Genomic DNA, 14740 nt, shown 5'->3' with positions numbered 1-14740 from the left:
ATTTGCGCCTTATTAAGAATCATTCTAATTAATAATGAAATTTAAGTTTAATGTTTTATTCGTTTTAATTCTCGCTTTCGCGAAAGCGAACTCACAACAAACAGTCGTTATTGATACAACTGAGGTAGAGTCGCTAGACGAGATTGTGGTGACCGGACAGTATAATCCACAATCAATTAAAAAATCGGTTTACAACGTGCGAGTCATTAAAGCAGAACATATCAAACAAATAGCTGCCGTTAATGTAGCGGATTTGCTCAATTTTAATCTAAATCTTAATGTAACGCCTAGTGCTTCAACAGGTAGAAGTACAGTAAGTTTTTTTGGATTAGATGCTCGTTATTTTAATGTTCTCATTGATAATGTTCCCATAGTGAGTGATAATGGAGTAGGAAGCAACATTGATCTCACGCAAATTAATCTAGACGATGTTGAACGTATAGAAATTGTCGAGGGATCTATGGGAGTTCAATATGGTGCTAACGCCGTATCGGGTGTTTTAAATATTATCACCAAAAAATCTGATCAAAACAAATGGAGAATTAATCTCTCCTTACAAGAAGAAACGGTAAGCGACGAGTACGCATGGTTTGATGAAGGTAGGCATGTACAAGGCGCTACAATTTCACACAACATTAATGATAATTGGTATGCGAGTGTAGGAGTAACCAGAAACGATTTTGCTGGTTTTTTTAATAATAAGAAAGGTCGTGATTATTTTGAGAATGATGGTTTGCGAGGTTACGAGTGGTTACCTAAGGAACAAATTACCTTAAACGCATTGTTAGGCTATATTAATGGAAAGCACAAGTTTTTCTATAAGTTTGAGTACTTTGACGAGACTATCAACTTCTTTAATTCTACAGTAAGAAGTAATTTTAATAGCCAGAATTCAACCATTAATCCATCTGCTACTGATAGGATTTATAAAACTTCAAGAATATTCAATCATCTTAATGGCTCTGGTACATTTGATTCTGGTTTAAGGTATAGTGTTTCATTATCCTATCAAGAACAAAAAAGAAGATTGAATGAATTTAACTATTTCATTCTTACCAGAGAACGAACTGCAGAAATAGATGAAGTTAACCAATCTGGGAAATTTTTCTATTCAAAAGGTACATTAGGGAATCTTTTCAAAACGGATCGTTTTAATGCTCAGGTAGGTTATGAAATAACTATACAAGAAGGTTTTGATAGGGAAGCTGCAGGAGAAAACATCTTAAACCCTAAAACTAGAAACATCAATGATTTTGCTGGGTTCATTTCTTCTGAAATAGGTTTGAGTGATAAGTTAACTGTACGTCCTGGTATACGTTTCATTTATAACTCTCAGTTCGATAACAAGGCGGTTTATGAATTAACAGCAAGACAATTATTTGAAAAAGGGTTTGAATTAAGAGCCAATGTAGGCACATCGTATAGGGTTCCTGATTTTACTGAGCTTTATTATTATTTTGTTGATGCTAACCATGATGTCCAAGGTAACGAGAATTTAAAACCAGAAGAAGGTTTAACTACTTTCCTAAGTTTAAAAAAGAAAACTTGGTTTGATAATTCTTTGATTAGATTAGAGAATAGTGTAAAACTAACTTACATTGATTTATCTGATCGCATTGAACTATCCATTGTAAATACGAATCCTTTACAGTACCGATATGTGAATATAGATAGTTATCGTTTTATAGGATTAACTAATACTAATTCACTTAAATTAAAGAACTGGAGTACCTCTTTAAATGCAACTGTTTTTGGTATATCTAGAGAGCTAGCAAGTGAAGATAATGCTAGTGACGACTACTTGTATCAATTCCAATTGAATGCTAGTCTTAATTATCGTTACCCTAAGTGGGATACGGTTTTCTCGCTACTTGTAAATTATAACGGAAGACAGCAAGATTTTAGGGTTACAGGTTCAGACAGTGACGGTAATTCAGCTTTTTCCAAGATTGAAACAGATGCTTATTCATGGTTAGATGCATCGATAAGAAAATCCTTTTTAAGTGATCAATTAGAGGCTACAGTAGGAGCGCGTAATTTATTTGATATTACTCGTGTAGATACTAATTATACCTCTAGTGGCGGTGCACACAACACAGCAACAAATTCTATTTTACTGGGTTACGGACGATCTTTTTATTTAAAACTTTTATATAAACTTAATTTTTAAAACATGAAAAATAATCTATTAACAGCTTTAACTATTATAAGCATTCTACTATTAGGTAGTTGTAGTGAAGACGATGAGCCTATGGGACCAATTGTAGTAACCGTAGATGGCGCTACAGTTTCTCCTAATGTAGGTGGTCCTAATATGCCCAACCAGGTCTTTTTTGATTTGAGTACCAATATTGCAACCGAGGTTAACCGAACCTCGTGGGATTTAGGGTTTAGTTCTATGCAAGATAGGGTTATCATAAACGGATCTATCCTCATGATGGCCGCTCGCTTATCTACTAACGATATGACTGCGGTAAACTCAACAAATCCTGAAGTGCAACAATTACAACCACAGGCAGAAGTAGGTAATTTCAATCCAGCAAATATGGAGTTTATCGATGCACCAGATGGGAATATATCAGGAACCGCTATAGATGTAGTCTCTTCAGTAGATTCAAACAACAATGTTTATCTAATCAATCTAGGCTATGAAGTAGGTGTAGATCAACCTAATTCCGGTTCTTCAAACTACAAAGGAGATGCTAGAGGTTGGAAGAAGATTAGAATCTTAAAAGACGGCGAGAATTATTTATTGCAATATGCTAACCTTGACGATACTACCTTTCAAACAACTACCATTAATAAAAACCCTTCCTTCCATTATACTTTTTTCAGTTTTAATACAGAATCAGTAGTGAGTGTTGAGCCACAAAAAGAAGAATGGGATTTGTGCTATACCGTATTTACAAACGAGGCTGTTTTTGATGGACAAAGTTATGGAGCCTATGCTTATGCAGACTTTATAACCAATAACATCAAGTCGAGTGCGCGAGCTTATATGATTGATGAAGCTGAGGAAGGTATCACCTACGAGGACTTTAGTTTATTAGATGTTGTGGATAGCAATTTTGAAAATGATCAAAGAAGTATAGGTAGTACATGGAGAAACGGCGGTGGTCCTAGTGCTTCACCATCACTTATAGAAGATATTTTCTATGTCATTCACGATGCCAATGGAAACTACTACAAACTCCAATTTCTTGCACTTACAAGTCCTAGTAATGAAAGAGGATATCCTCAATTTGCTTACAAGTTATTGGAAGAATAATTTTCTCTTTTCACTTAGACTCTTTAAATATTGAATTAGCTCAGTGTTTATTTTTTTAGGTAGAGCCTGTCCAGTAAATGGATGGGCTTTTTTTCAATGTAGGTAGTATGGTTATGAGATCTTAATATTAATGATTGAGTTTGCTAGCTGAATTACTTCAAAACAAAAAAAACCACGACTGCTGTCGTGGTTTATCATTTTTTTGTGGAGTCGGGCGGATTCGAACCGCCGTCCAAACAAGTGAATCAATCGCTTTCTACATGTTTAGTTTCTAATTCATTTCAGTCCTAGAGCCGGTCAGAAACTACCAAAACTAGGCTTGGCTTCAATTAAATTTCTCTACCACATCAAAGCACTGCCGTAGATAGGTTTACTTTTACGAAGTCCCATAACCAACCGCCGCAAACCAAGGCTGTTGAGAGACTTCCTGCTTGTCTACCTAGTAGACCGAGGCGTAATCTTACTATGATTCAGATTATGCAGCTAGGGCGTAGTTATTCTCGCCGTTTAAAAAAGATGAAAAATGAGATTTACGAGCTGTTTCCCAGCGCTCGACATGCTTACCATTAATCCAGTCTCGCTGTCAAAACCAGTCGACCCCAGATTGTTTTCAAAAAACAAAACCTAAAATTAATTTAGGAGCGCAAATATATCATTTACACTCATTAATTAGCCTAAAAACTATGCCAAAAAAAAGCCCTGTCTGGATGACAGGGCTTTTGCTTTCTAGGGAGAAGAAAGCTATTCCACAAGTATCGTGTTGTCTGTACTTGTAGGATTTAAAGGACAAAAATACACATACTCTCCAGCTTCTAGTTTTGTAGGATTAGACTGCTGGGTTTCTCCTGTTTTAACAGCTTGCGTTACATAGGCAGTTTGAATGTGATTTTTAGGGTTACTTATGTCGGCACCTTTTTTTACTAGTACAAATCCAACCTCATGACCTACATTCTTGTTTGATACATCAAAGATGTACGTACCCGGTTTAAGAGTAATTTGTTTTTGAATAAACTCTCCTTTGATTTGATCTAGTTGCACGTGAGCTACTTCCTGGGTCATCTCATCGGAATGCTTTCTCATTTTATCTTGTGCTTGCACACCGTAAAAGCCTAAAAATGCGATAAGTACTACTACTAAATTTTTCATGTTTTTTGTTTTATAAATTTATAAGACAAAGATCCAGATAGACCTTCCTGTATAATTGGAACATATTTCCGTCTTTATGGTGTTTATTTCCCATTTTAAATTGATTGCGATTAATTATCTTGCTACTTTATAATCTACCTTATGAAATTTGCCATTATTAGAGAAAGAAAAAATCCGCCAGATCGCCGCGTAGTTTTCTCTCCACAACAATTACATGTTCTTGATCACGCTTTCGCGAAAGCGGAATTCCTAGTAGAATCATCACCAATAAGAATTTTTGACGATGCAGCCTATACTCGTGAGGGAATTACCGTAACCGATGATGTTACCGATGCCGATGTAATGATAGGAGTAAAGGAAGTACCCGTTGAAAGTTTAATACCTGGAAAAAAATACTTTTTCTTTTCTCACACGATAAAAAAACAGCCCTATAACCGAAAGTTATTGCAAGCCATTCTAGATAAAAAAATAGAATTGTATGACCATGAAACCATAGTCGCAAAAAACGGAGGTAGATTAATAGGTTTTGGAAGATATGCTGGTATAGTAGGTGCATACAATGGCTTTAGAGCATTAGGTTTAAGAGACGGAAGTTTTGAATTGCCCAAAGTAGAATCACTTCCTGATTACAAGGCTCTTAAAAAAGAACTAGCACGCATAAAATGCAATCTACCACCTATACATATTGTAATGACAGGAAGTGGTAAAGTGGCAGGTGGAATTAGAGAAATCCTAGAGGAGCTTAAAATTCATGAAGTAAAACCCAAGGAATACTTGCAATTGGGTCAATTCAAAAGTGTGCAAACCTTGTTTACCCAACTGGATGTGACAGATTATTACATGCGCAAAGATGGATATAAACCTACTAGAACCGAGTGTTATAATAATCCTGAATTATTGAAAAGCGATTTTATGAAGTATGCTAGGGTAACCGACATGCTTATTACAGGTCATTTTTATGGAAACGGTGCTCCTTACTTTTTTACAAGAGAAGATATGAGAAATGAAGATTTTAATATCAACCTTGTAGCCGATGTAAGTTGCGATATTGATGGTCCTATTGCTTGTACAATTAGACCTAGCACAATTGCAAAACCTATTTATGGTTATGACCCACAAACTGAAAAGGAAGTAGATTATAAGAAAGAGGGCGCTATAACTGTAATGGCCGTAGATAATCTACCTTGTGAATTGCCCAAGGATGCAAGTGAAGGTTTTGGAGAAATGTTCTCTAAGTATGTGATTCCTGCTTTTTTTAATGAGGATAAAGATGGAGTATTGCAACGTGCAAAAATTACTACCAGTGATGGTCAATTGACAGAGCGCTTTGCCTACTTACAAGATTATGTAGACGGTAAAGAGTAGTAACTTATGTGACTTTAGAATATGAATAAGCCGTTCCTATCAAATAGGAACGGCTTTATATTTTAAGTTACTAATTACCAGCCACCAGAGGCACCACCACCACCGAAGCTTCCACCGCCAAATCCACCACCGAATCCGCCGCCAAAACCACCGGAAGATCCACCACCAAAACTACCTCCAGAATATGAGCCACGTCCCATATTACTTAAGATAATGACATCTAATAAGGAAGTGCCACCACCACGATTATTGCCATTATTTCCTTTGCGGCTGCTTAGTATAATAATGAATAATATAAAAGCTAGTACAATAAAGAATGACCATGGAAAAGGCGCTTTGTTTAAATCTCTATCTTCTACAAATTCACCATTTAAATATTTAAAAATGGCATCTGTGGCTTGATCCAGTCCTTGATAATAATTACCTCTTTTGAAGTTGGGTACTATAATTCGATTAATAATACGTTCACTTTCTAGGTCTGTCATGCGGTATTCAATGCCGCGTCCCGTATTAATATCAATTTTACGATCGCCATAAGCCATCAGGATAAAAATCCCATTGTCTTTGTCTTTTTGTCCTACCTGCCATTTTTCACCCCAGCGAGCTCCTAGTAAAGAAATGTCTTCTCCATTTGTGCTCTCTACAATTGCAATTACAATTTGCGTGCTTGTTGTATCGGCATAGTTGATCAATTTGCGGTCTAGCGCTGTGAACTCCTGCTTGTTGAGTATTTTATAATAATCGTAAACAGCTCGTTGTTCTTTTACTACTGGTTTTTCTGGGATATTAAATTGCGCCTGTAGAAGAACAGGAAATAATACCAAAAAGCAAAGTATCCTCTTCATCAAATTGTTCCTTTTGATATTTCATCACTCAACTCATTAGTATCATCCACATCCCATGGAAAATACTGTGCTAGTTCCTTACCTATAATATCTATACCTTTTATGATTCCTGTTGAGAATTCGCTTTCGCGAAAGCGTGATGCCATCACATCCTTTATTTGATCCCAAAAGTTGCTGGGTACTTTGTTATCGATACCCTTATCGCCGATGATGGAGAACTTGTGAGAATCTACAGCAAGATAAATAAGTACACCATTTTCTTCTTTGGTGTTATCCATTTTGAGTAAATGAAATACTTCTTGAGCCCTGGATATAGCATTTTCACAGGTACTCTCAAGATGTACTCTTATTTCTCCACTGGTTTTATTTTCTGCTCGTCTTATCGCAGCAATAATCTCTTTCTCTTCTTGTGCGGTAAGAAATTCCTCAACGTGGTTGTCCATATTATTCGCCAAATAAGCCTTCTACATCAGGAGCATTTTCTGCACCTTCATCTGCTTGATAATAAGGAGAAGCATCAAAATTAAAGATACCGGCAAGCAGGTTTCCTGGGAAACGTTTGATGCGAGCGTTGTATTGTTTTACAGCACCGTTATAATTGTTACGTTCCACATTAATGCGGTTCTCTGTACGTTCTAATTCATTAATAAGTTCTTTAAACTGCTCGTTTGATTTAAGATCTGGATAATTTTCATAGGTTGCTAATAATCTACCTAAACCTGAACTTACTTGACTTTGTACCTTTGAGAACGCTTGAATTTGTTCACTAGATAAGTTGTCGGCATCTACTTTTATTGAAGTGGCCGCTGCACGAGCTTCAATCACACCGATCAATGTTTCTTGTTCAAATTCGGCATATTTTTTTGCAGTAGCTACAATATTTGGAATTAGGTCATTCCTACGTTGATAACTACTTTCAACATTTGCCCACGCGCCAGAAACGCCTTCGCTTAAATTAATAGTACCATTGTACCAACTGCCTGCCCAAATTGCCATAACGACAACTAAGCCTACAAGACTAATTAAACCTATGCCCAAACAGCCTAAAGATCCTTTTTTCATATTGATTGAATAAATATTAAAGTAAAGTTACGATAACTGTTTTAAGTGCTCAAATGTTTGAGAAGTTAGTTAATTTTGCAAGCTTATTCTAAATAATAGATGATACCAATTTTTCTCCCATTTATAGCTGTGGTTTTGGGGTTTTTTGCTGCTATGGCATTGAAAAACATCAATTCTAATAGTATTAAACTGGTACTTGCATTTTCTGGAGCCTTTTTATTGAGCACTACGGTGCATGAATTCTTACCAGAGGTGTTTGAAGATGGAAGTCGCTATGGTGTATACATTGTAATAGGAGTTTTTATTCAAATTATTCTAGAATTTTTTTCAAAAGGAGCCGAGCATGGTCATTTACACATAAATAAAGAAGTTCCTAGTTTTCCTACCGCATTATTTGTGAGTTTATGTATACATGCTTTCTTAGAAGGTATTCCTTTGAATGCTAGTCAAAGTATGGTGTATGGAATTGCTGTACACAAGATTCCTATTGCTTTTATTTTTTCGAGCTTTTTATTACAACAAGGATATGGCGTATTTAAATCAGCATTCTTAGTATTTATTTTTGCCTTAATGTCACCGCTAGGAACGCTTCTTAATGAATATATCTTATTTGACGATGAATTAGTCACTATCATTAAGGCCATAGTCGCAGGTATTGTTTTACATGTTTCTACTACCTTAATCCTTGAAGCAAGTGAAGCTCATAAATTTAATCTTGCAAAAATGTTGGTAATGATTATAGGAGCCGCAATGGGATTGTTGTTATAATCAATAGAACTGAAAACTGTATTTTTATTGTCACATCACTCGCGAACAGTGTTGTTCTACTGTAACGAAAACGATTTTGAGTCATGAGATTATTGAAATTCTTATTTGTTGTATCCCTGCTTTGGAATTGTTATTCGTGTTATAGTTATCGCGTGTTTCCTACTCATTATGAAGAATACGGGAAGGAGATTACAACTATTGACGCATTTGTATTGGGCGACTCATTGAAGCAAGAACTAAAAATAATAAAGGCCTCAGGACTTTTTAATGTAGTGTCAGATAGTACTGAAGCTAATGTGGTTCTAAAATTATATCCACTTAAGAGAACTCCAGTATGTGGTCAACCTTTGACTTTATCCATGATTACCTTGGGTCAAGTGCCTGTATATATGCCAGATTATTATCAATTTAAGTTTGATGAAATAAGGAACAATGAGGTTACTGAAAAGGAATTTACCCTACAAATCACTCAGCGAGTATGGTTTTGGGACATGTTTGTTTTCAATAAAAAATTTGATGAGAAGGCTGGCTTATTATTGAAAAAAGAATACTACCAGAGTCAATAGGGACTACTATTGAAATTGATTTTATTTTTTCCAGCATATCATCATACGCCAATTTCCATTATAATCCTTAATCATCTTTGAATCAAACCCTAGTGAACTAGCTAGTTCGTTCATTTCATTTGAAAGATATTGATTAATTTCAAAGTAAACGCGACCTTTTTCTGTAAGTCCATGAAGGGCAAGTTCTAAAATTTTTCTATAGAAAAGTAACGGATTTTCATTTTCCACAAACAATGCGAGATGAGGTTCATGTAATAATACATTATTATGTATTTCCTGTTTCTCAACATTCCGTACATAGGGTGGATTACTTACGATGACATCAAATTTGTCAGGTAAATCCGTAGTGGTTAAAATAGATTGTTCTATAAAATGTACCTGAGCTTTTAAGTTGGTGGCATTTTGTTTTGCGATTGATAATGCTTCCTTAGAAACATCCAATAAGGTGACATCACTTGAGATCAGTTCTTTTTTAAGACTTATACCTATACAACCCGTTCCAGTGCCTATATCTATAATTTTTAAAGAAGACTCGTTAATTAAATCATTCACGATGAGCTGTACGAGCTCTTCAGTTTCTGGTCTTGGAATTAAAGTGTTTTCAGTTACCTTAAACTGCCTGCCATAGAAATGTGCTACACCAGTTATGTATTGAACAGGAATGTCCTGCTTTAGCTTTTCAAGCGCTGTAATTAAAGTGCCTTCTTGATTTTTGGTCAATGGCTCTTGTGATTTTAGTAAAATATCAGATCGAGAAAAATCTAATAAATCCTCACAACATATTTTAAAAATTGAATCAATTTCAAAGTCAGGATAATTGTTTGACAATGCAATTCTAAATTCGTTTTTTACCTCTTGTAGGTTCATGGTATCCTTATTTACCAGTTCCTTTAAATTGCTGGTCTTTACTAGCAAACAATACATTGAATGTAGTAAGGCTACCGTAAATACGAGTAATATATTGCTGTAGGTCTATTTTAAGTTGATCGTCTAATTCCTTTGAACTATTAATCTTTTGTTCCATAACACGCAGTCTATCTCTTAGCATTACTATTTTATGCCAAAATTTATCGATAGGGATCTCTTTTGATTGTAAATCGGTGTCTTTAGGTTCTAATATCAATTTTCCACCTTTGAACTTATCTGCTAGCGGTACAATTTGACTGGTGTCGCTGTAACGTTCAAGAATATATCTTAGTGATTTTTCAACTTCATAAAAACTAACTGTATCGACATCATCTTCACAGGCTTCGATTACTTCAAAATCATCATCTATATCAATAGTTTCAATTCCAGACTTTTGAAAGCTTACCCAATAATGTTTTGAAGTAACATTGGTTACCACGCCAAAACCTAATTCATCATGTTCAATTCTAGAGCCTATTCCTAATAATTTCATAAGTAAAAGATATACGTTTAATTTTGCCTGTAAATTGCGCAAAAAATAAGTACTATGAAAAAAATATTGAAGTTTTTATTGAAAGGTTTTATAGGTGTTGTTGCATTACTACTTATTGTTTTTATAGTATTGAAACTTACGTTTAATGAAGAGGTGCCAGAAGGAACCACAGGAAAACCTGCCGATGAATTGGCCATGAAAATGCTAGATGCAATTAATCACAAAGAATTTACTCAAGCTAGTGAAATACATTGGACATTTAGAGGAGTTAATAGATATCGATGGAAGTTACAGCAAAATCTAGTTGACGTTTATTGGGATGATTATAGGGTTGCGTATCAAACCAGGTATCCGCAAAGTAGCTTTGCATTTAAAAACGAAGTAAAACTAGAAGGAAAGGAAAGAGAAGAGGCTATAGCCTATGCTGAAAAAAACTTTAATAACGATAGCTTTTGGATGGTAGCGCCTCATAAACTATTTGATGCTGGTGTAAAGCGCTCTGTCGTACAAGTTGATGATAAAGAACAATTATTAGTACAATATTCTAGTGGAGGATCAACGCCAGGCGATGCTTATCTCTGGGAATTGGATGAAAATTACCAACCAGTAGCATTTAAAATGTGGGTAAGTATAATACCTCTAGATGGAATAAGAGCTACATGGCAAGACTGGGAAATGACAGATGGTGGTTTTCCGCTTTCGCGAAAGCGTAGTCTCTACGGTATCGAAATACCTATAACTCAGGTTAAAGTTGTTCCTTAATCCTCAATAATTCATTCATTTCTTTTTCGGCAATTTGGATGTTTCTATAATCGGCCGATATTCGATTGTATTTAACAGTGAACAGCAACAACGTTTTAACCGCGAGAGAATAAAGAAGAACAATGCCAGCGTCATAATCTTCAAAAAGGAAGAAAGCGATTATAAAAATAATTCCTGTCGCAATCGCGCCTATTAAACTACTACGAGTATAAAGTCCCATGGTAATCATAAGTGCAATAAAAAACTCAATCATAGGAACAATCGGGATAAATAATTGCAGCACGGTACTCATAGAGTCTTCACCTAAATATGCTTCTGTGTCTTTAAGATACTGGTTGAAATGAATAATATGATCTAGGGCATGAAAAAGAAGATACAGTCCTAAACCAATACGTAAAATGGTATACAAATAAACTGGAAAATCATTTTTACCGTGGTAGGTCATAGGGGAATTTTTGATAAAATTAAAAGTAAAATTTACTTTAGTTTTAAAACTATATTTTTTAGATAAAGCCTATTATTATTAGGATGAACGCCTACAGTTAATCGAGCGTTTTGTGATAAATGTCAAGTTTTTTCACTTATGTTTACTAGATGTAATAAGAATAGAGGCAAAGACTTAACAAGATTTAAACTTAGTTTGAAATAAATTTTAGAGCGGTTTAGGTAACTTCGCGAGATTGACTAAAATTATGGGATATTCAGACGAGATTATTGAAGTAAAAGGAGCTCGAGTTCACAATTTAAAAAACATTGATGTTAACATTCCTAGAGAAAAACTAGTAGTGATTACAGGATTATCAGGTTCTGGAAAATCTTCCCTTGCATTTGACACCATCTATGCCGAAGGTCAAAGACGTTATATAGAAACATTCAGTGCCTATGCCAGGCAATTTTTAGGAGGATTAGAACGCCCAGATGTGGATAAAATTGATGGTCTATCACCTGTCATAGCCATTGAACAAAAGACGACTTCAAAAAGCCCACGAAGTACAGTAGGAACGATTACCGAAATTTATGATTTCTTACGCCTGCTCTATGCTAGAGCGAGTGATGCTTACTCCTATAACACCGGTAAAAAAATGGTTAGTTATAGCGATGAACAAATCAGGGATTTAATTATTAAGGACTATAAGGACAAACGTATAAACATCCTCGCACCAGTTGTGAGAGCTCGAAAAGGTCACTACAGGGAATTATTTGAACAAATTGCAAAACAAGGATTTGTAAAGGTGCGCACCGATGGTGAAATCGTGGACATCACCAAAGGAATGAAACTAGATCGTTACAAAACTCATGATATTGAAATTGTAATAGACCGCATTCAAGTAGGTGATACAGAACAGGATATTAAACGACTAGATGAGGCTATACGCACAGCTATGTACCATGGAAACGACATTACTATGGTAGTGGCTCATGGAGATAAGGAAGGACGTTTTTTTTCTAGATCTCTCATGTGTCCAGAAACTGGTATCTCATATCCAGAGCCAGAACCCAATAACTTCTCTTTTAATTCGCCTAAGGGAGCTTGTCCTACTTGTAACGGTATAGGAACCCTGTATAAGGTTAATGAAGATAAAATTATTCCCGATCCTAGTCTAAGTATTTCAAAAGGTGGACTAGCTCCTTATCCAGACAATAAGAAGAATTGGATATTCAAACAACTTGAACTTATTGCTAAAAAGTTTGACTTTAAACTCACTGATCCTATTGAGAAACTACCCAAGGAGGCTGTACAAATGATCCTGTATGGCGGCAATGAAAGTCTTGAAGTAAATTCAAAAACACTTGGAGTTTCTCGTAAATACAAGATTGATTTTGAAGGTCTTGCTAATTTTATAGAAGCAACTTATAACAATAACGATAGTGCTGGTTTACAACGATGGGCCAAAAGTTTTATGGATAAAGTAACCTGTCCTACTTGTGAAGGAACACGTTTAAGAAAAGAGTCGCTTTACTTTAGAGTAAATGAAAAATCCATTGCCGATCTGGCAAACATGGATATCGCATTACTGGTAGATTGGTTTGATGATTTAGAGAGTTCGCTTTCGCGAAAGCAAAAACAAATAGCCACTGAATTACTTAAAGAAATTAAAGAAAGATTACAATTTTTACTGGACGTTGGGCTAGACTATTTAAGCTTAAATAGGAGTGCAAAAACATTATCAGGAGGCGAGGCACAACGCATAAGACTAGCGACGCAAATAGGTTCACAATTAGTAGGTGTTTTATACATTCTAGACGAACCTAGTATAGGTTTACACCAGCGAGATAATGAAAAATTAATCAATTCCTTAGAATCACTACGAGATACCGGTAACAGCGTGATAGTCGTGGAGCATGATAAAGATATGATTGAACGTGCCGATCATGTAATAGACATAGGTCCAAGAGCTGGAAAATACGGTGGATCAATAATTAGTCAAGGCAGTCCAAAAGATATTCTTAAACACGATACACTTACTGCACAATATTTAAGCGGTACCAAAGAAATTGAAATACCCAAAACGCGTCGTAAAGGAACTGGTGAAAAATTGGTGTTGAAAGGTTGTACAGGTAATAACCTTAAAAATATTTCAGTTGACTTTCCATTAGGCAAAATGATCGTAGTGACGGGAGTATCTGGAAGTGGAAAATCTACTTTGATTAATGAAACTTTGTATCCGATTTTAAACGCACATTTTTTCAATGGTGTAAAAGTGCCAATGCCTTATAAAAGTATCAAAGGACTTGAACACATTGACAAGGTCATAGATATCAATCAAAGTCCAATTGGTAGAACGCCGCGATCTAATCCAGCTACTTATACTAAAACCTTTGATGAAATAAGATCGCTATTTGCCAAGACTCCTGAAGCGCAAATAAGAGGTTACAAACCAGGTCGTTTTAGTTTTAATGTTGCTGGTGGACGATGTGAGACCTGTAAAGGTGGTGGATTACGAGTAATAGAAATGAACTTTTTACCAGATGTTTATGTGAACTGTGAGACCTGCAACGGAAAACGATTTAATAGAGAAACTCTTGAAATACGCTATAAAGGAAAATCCATAAGCGATGTACTTGAGATGACAATAAATGAGGCAACAGATTTCTTTGAATCTATTCCAAAAATATATCGCAAATTAAAAACAATTAAAGATGTCGGGTTAGGTTATATAACATTGGGACAACAATCTACGACATTATCTGGTGGTGAGGCACAACGAATAAAACTGGCTACCGAATTATCAAAAAGAGACACCGGTAATACCTTTTACATTTTAGACGAACCTACTACAGGATTACATTTTGAGGATATAAGAGTACTTATGGATGTGCTGAATAAGTTGGTGGATAAAGGAAATACAGTACTTATTATTGAACATAATATGGATGTCATTAAAATCGCAGATCACCTTATAGATATAGGTCCAGAAGGTGGTCGTGGTGGTGGAGAAGTAGTTGCAAAGGGTACACCTGAACAAGTATCAAAACACAAAACCAGCCATACAGCTAGATTCTTAAAAAAGGAATTATAACTCTTTTAAGAGATCCTTTAGTTAATTTATGACTAACT

At 35.4% G+C, this 14740-nt stretch carries 14 protein-coding genes and 1 other RNA gene; 7 read left to right on the top strand and 8 right to left on the bottom strand.

Annotated features, from left to right (window positions below; genetic code table 11):
* Window positions 1–34 precede the first annotated feature (34 nt).
* Both BST91_RS07380 and BST91_RS07375 read left to right on the top strand, forming a co-directional pair.
* The gene (locus BST91_RS07380; protein ID WP_085774985.1) at window positions 35–2170 is read left to right on the top strand and encodes a TonB-dependent receptor plug domain-containing protein; all 2136 of its coding nucleotides are present in this window, start codon (window positions 35–37) and stop codon (window positions 2168–2170) included.
* Between the two features lie 3 nt (window positions 2171–2173).
* Window positions 2174–3268: an HmuY family protein gene (locus BST91_RS07375; protein WP_085774984.1), complete on the top strand. Its 1095-nt coding sequence runs from the start codon at window positions 2174–2176 to the stop codon at window positions 3266–3268.
* 202 nt (window positions 3269–3470) lie between these two features.
* On the opposite strand, the gene ssrA is transcribed toward BST91_RS07375, so the two are convergent.
* Window positions 3471–3869: a transfer-messenger RNA gene (gene ssrA / locus BST91_RS07370) on the bottom strand.
* 140 nt (window positions 3870–4009) lie between these two features.
* Window positions 4010–4414, bottom strand: a complete 405-nt coding sequence (locus tag BST91_RS07365) for a plastocyanin/azurin family copper-binding protein (protein ID WP_157546916.1) — start codon at window positions 4412–4414, stop codon at window positions 4010–4012.
* A gap of 141 nt (window positions 4415–4555) precedes the next feature.
* Here BST91_RS07365 and BST91_RS07360 point away from each other — a divergent pair, with 141 nt between their 5' ends.
* Entirely contained in the window at window positions 4556–5779 is a 1224-nt protein-coding gene (locus BST91_RS07360; RefSeq protein WP_085774983.1) for an NAD(P)-dependent oxidoreductase, read from the top strand.
* 74 nt (window positions 5780–5853) lie between these two features.
* On the opposite strand, the gene BST91_RS07355 is transcribed toward BST91_RS07360, so the two are convergent.
* From BST91_RS07355 to BST91_RS07345, 3 genes are read right to left on the bottom strand one after another with little or no spacing between them, the layout of a single operon-like run.
* Complete coding sequence (locus tag BST91_RS07355; protein ID WP_042277947.1) at window positions 5854–6624, bottom strand: TPM domain-containing protein; 771 nt, start codon at window positions 6622–6624, stop codon at window positions 5854–5856.
* Window positions 6624–7067, bottom strand: a complete 444-nt coding sequence (locus BST91_RS07350; protein WP_085774982.1) for a TPM domain-containing protein — start codon at window positions 7065–7067, stop codon at window positions 6624–6626. Before BST91_RS07350 ends, BST91_RS07355 begins: the two co-directional genes overlap by 1 nt.
* Window position 7068: 1 nt before the next feature.
* A complete protein-coding gene (locus tag BST91_RS07345) occupies window positions 7069–7686 on the bottom strand; it encodes a LemA family protein (RefSeq protein ID WP_042277951.1) in 618 nt (205 codons plus the stop codon).
* Window positions 7687–7785: 99 nt separating this feature from the next.
* Here BST91_RS07345 and BST91_RS07340 point away from each other — a divergent pair, with 99 nt between their 5' ends.
* The gene (locus BST91_RS07340) at window positions 7786–8454 is read left to right on the top strand and encodes a ZIP family metal transporter (RefSeq protein ID WP_085774981.1); all 669 of its coding nucleotides are present in this window, start codon (window positions 7786–7788) and stop codon (window positions 8452–8454) included.
* A gap of 83 nt (window positions 8455–8537) precedes the next feature.
* Window positions 8538–9020, top strand: a complete 483-nt coding sequence (locus BST91_RS07335) for a hypothetical protein (RefSeq protein ID WP_042277956.1) — start codon at window positions 8538–8540, stop codon at window positions 9018–9020.
* Window positions 9021–9041: 21 nt separating this feature from the next.
* On the opposite strand, the gene prmC is transcribed toward BST91_RS07335, so the two are convergent.
* Complete coding sequence (prmC, locus tag BST91_RS07330) at window positions 9042–9887, bottom strand: peptide chain release factor N(5)-glutamine methyltransferase (RefSeq protein WP_085775696.1); 846 nt, start codon at window positions 9885–9887, stop codon at window positions 9042–9044.
* 7 nt (window positions 9888–9894) lie between these two features.
* The gene (locus BST91_RS07325; RefSeq protein ID WP_085774980.1) at window positions 9895–10419 is read right to left on the bottom strand and encodes a hypothetical protein; all 525 of its coding nucleotides are present in this window, start codon (window positions 10417–10419) and stop codon (window positions 9895–9897) included.
* Window positions 10420–10473: 54 nt separating this feature from the next.
* Between BST91_RS07325 and BST91_RS07320 the strand changes: the two genes are divergently transcribed.
* Window positions 10474–11181, top strand: a complete 708-nt coding sequence (locus BST91_RS07320) for a hypothetical protein (RefSeq protein ID WP_085774979.1) — start codon at window positions 10474–10476, stop codon at window positions 11179–11181.
* On the opposite strand, the gene BST91_RS07315 is transcribed toward BST91_RS07320, so the two are convergent.
* The gene (locus BST91_RS07315; RefSeq protein WP_042277962.1) at window positions 11165–11626 is read right to left on the bottom strand and encodes a DoxX family membrane protein; all 462 of its coding nucleotides are present in this window, start codon (window positions 11624–11626) and stop codon (window positions 11165–11167) included. The two genes, BST91_RS07320 and BST91_RS07315, sit on opposite strands and share 17 nt — an antisense overlap.
* 247 nt (window positions 11627–11873) lie before the next feature.
* Between BST91_RS07315 and uvrA the strand changes: the two genes are divergently transcribed.
* Complete coding sequence (gene uvrA / locus BST91_RS07310; RefSeq protein ID WP_085774978.1) at window positions 11874–14702, top strand: excinuclease ABC subunit UvrA; 2829 nt, start codon at window positions 11874–11876, stop codon at window positions 14700–14702.
* Window positions 14703–14740: the final 38 nt, after the last annotated feature.

The sequence above is a fragment of the Nonlabens tegetincola genome, from assembly GCF_002117085.1.
GTDB classification, from domain to species: Bacteria; Bacteroidota; Bacteroidia; order Flavobacteriales; family Flavobacteriaceae; genus Nonlabens; species Nonlabens tegetincola.
Note: the sequence above shows the minus strand (reverse complement) of the source record. Positions and strands in the feature narration are given on the sequence as shown.

What these genes read in the sequence shown, in the direction of transcription:
- BST91_RS07380 (WP_085774985.1), top strand. Translation starts at nt 35, where the DNA reads ATGAAATTTAAGTTTAATGTTTTATTCGTTTTAATTCTCGCTTTCGCG.
- BST91_RS07375 (WP_085774984.1), top strand. Translation starts at nt 2,174, where the DNA reads ATGAAAAATAATCTATTAACAGCTTTAACTATTATAAGCATTCTACTA.
- BST91_RS07365 (WP_157546916.1), bottom strand. Translation starts at nt 4,414, where the DNA reads ATGAAAAATTTAGTAGTAGTACTTATCGCATTTTTAGGCTTTTACGGT.
- BST91_RS07360 (WP_085774983.1), top strand. Translation starts at nt 4,556, where the DNA reads ATGAAATTTGCCATTATTAGAGAAAGAAAAAATCCGCCAGATCGCCGC.
- BST91_RS07355 (WP_042277947.1), bottom strand. Translation starts at nt 6,624, where the DNA reads ATGAAGAGGATACTTTGCTTTTTGGTATTATTTCCTGTTCTTCTACAG.
- BST91_RS07350 (WP_085774982.1), bottom strand. Translation starts at nt 7,067, where the DNA reads ATGGACAACCACGTTGAGGAATTTCTTACCGCACAAGAAGAGAAAGAG.
- BST91_RS07345 (WP_042277951.1), bottom strand. Translation starts at nt 7,686, where the DNA reads ATGAAAAAAGGATCTTTAGGCTGTTTGGGCATAGGTTTAATTAGTCTT.
- BST91_RS07340 (WP_085774981.1), top strand. Translation starts at nt 7,786, where the DNA reads ATGATACCAATTTTTCTCCCATTTATAGCTGTGGTTTTGGGGTTTTTT.
- BST91_RS07335 (WP_042277956.1), top strand. Translation starts at nt 8,538, where the DNA reads ATGAGATTATTGAAATTCTTATTTGTTGTATCCCTGCTTTGGAATTGT.
- prmC (WP_085775696.1), bottom strand. Translation starts at nt 9,887, where the DNA reads ATGAACCTACAAGAGGTAAAAAACGAATTTAGAATTGCATTGTCAAAC.
- BST91_RS07325 (WP_085774980.1), bottom strand. Translation starts at nt 10,419, where the DNA reads ATGAAATTATTAGGAATAGGCTCTAGAATTGAACATGATGAATTAGGT.
- BST91_RS07320 (WP_085774979.1), top strand. Translation starts at nt 10,474, where the DNA reads ATGAAAAAAATATTGAAGTTTTTATTGAAAGGTTTTATAGGTGTTGTT.
- BST91_RS07315 (WP_042277962.1), bottom strand. Translation starts at nt 11,626, where the DNA reads ATGACCTACCACGGTAAAAATGATTTTCCAGTTTATTTGTATACCATT.
- uvrA (WP_085774978.1), top strand. Translation starts at nt 11,874, where the DNA reads ATGGGATATTCAGACGAGATTATTGAAGTAAAAGGAGCTCGAGTTCAC.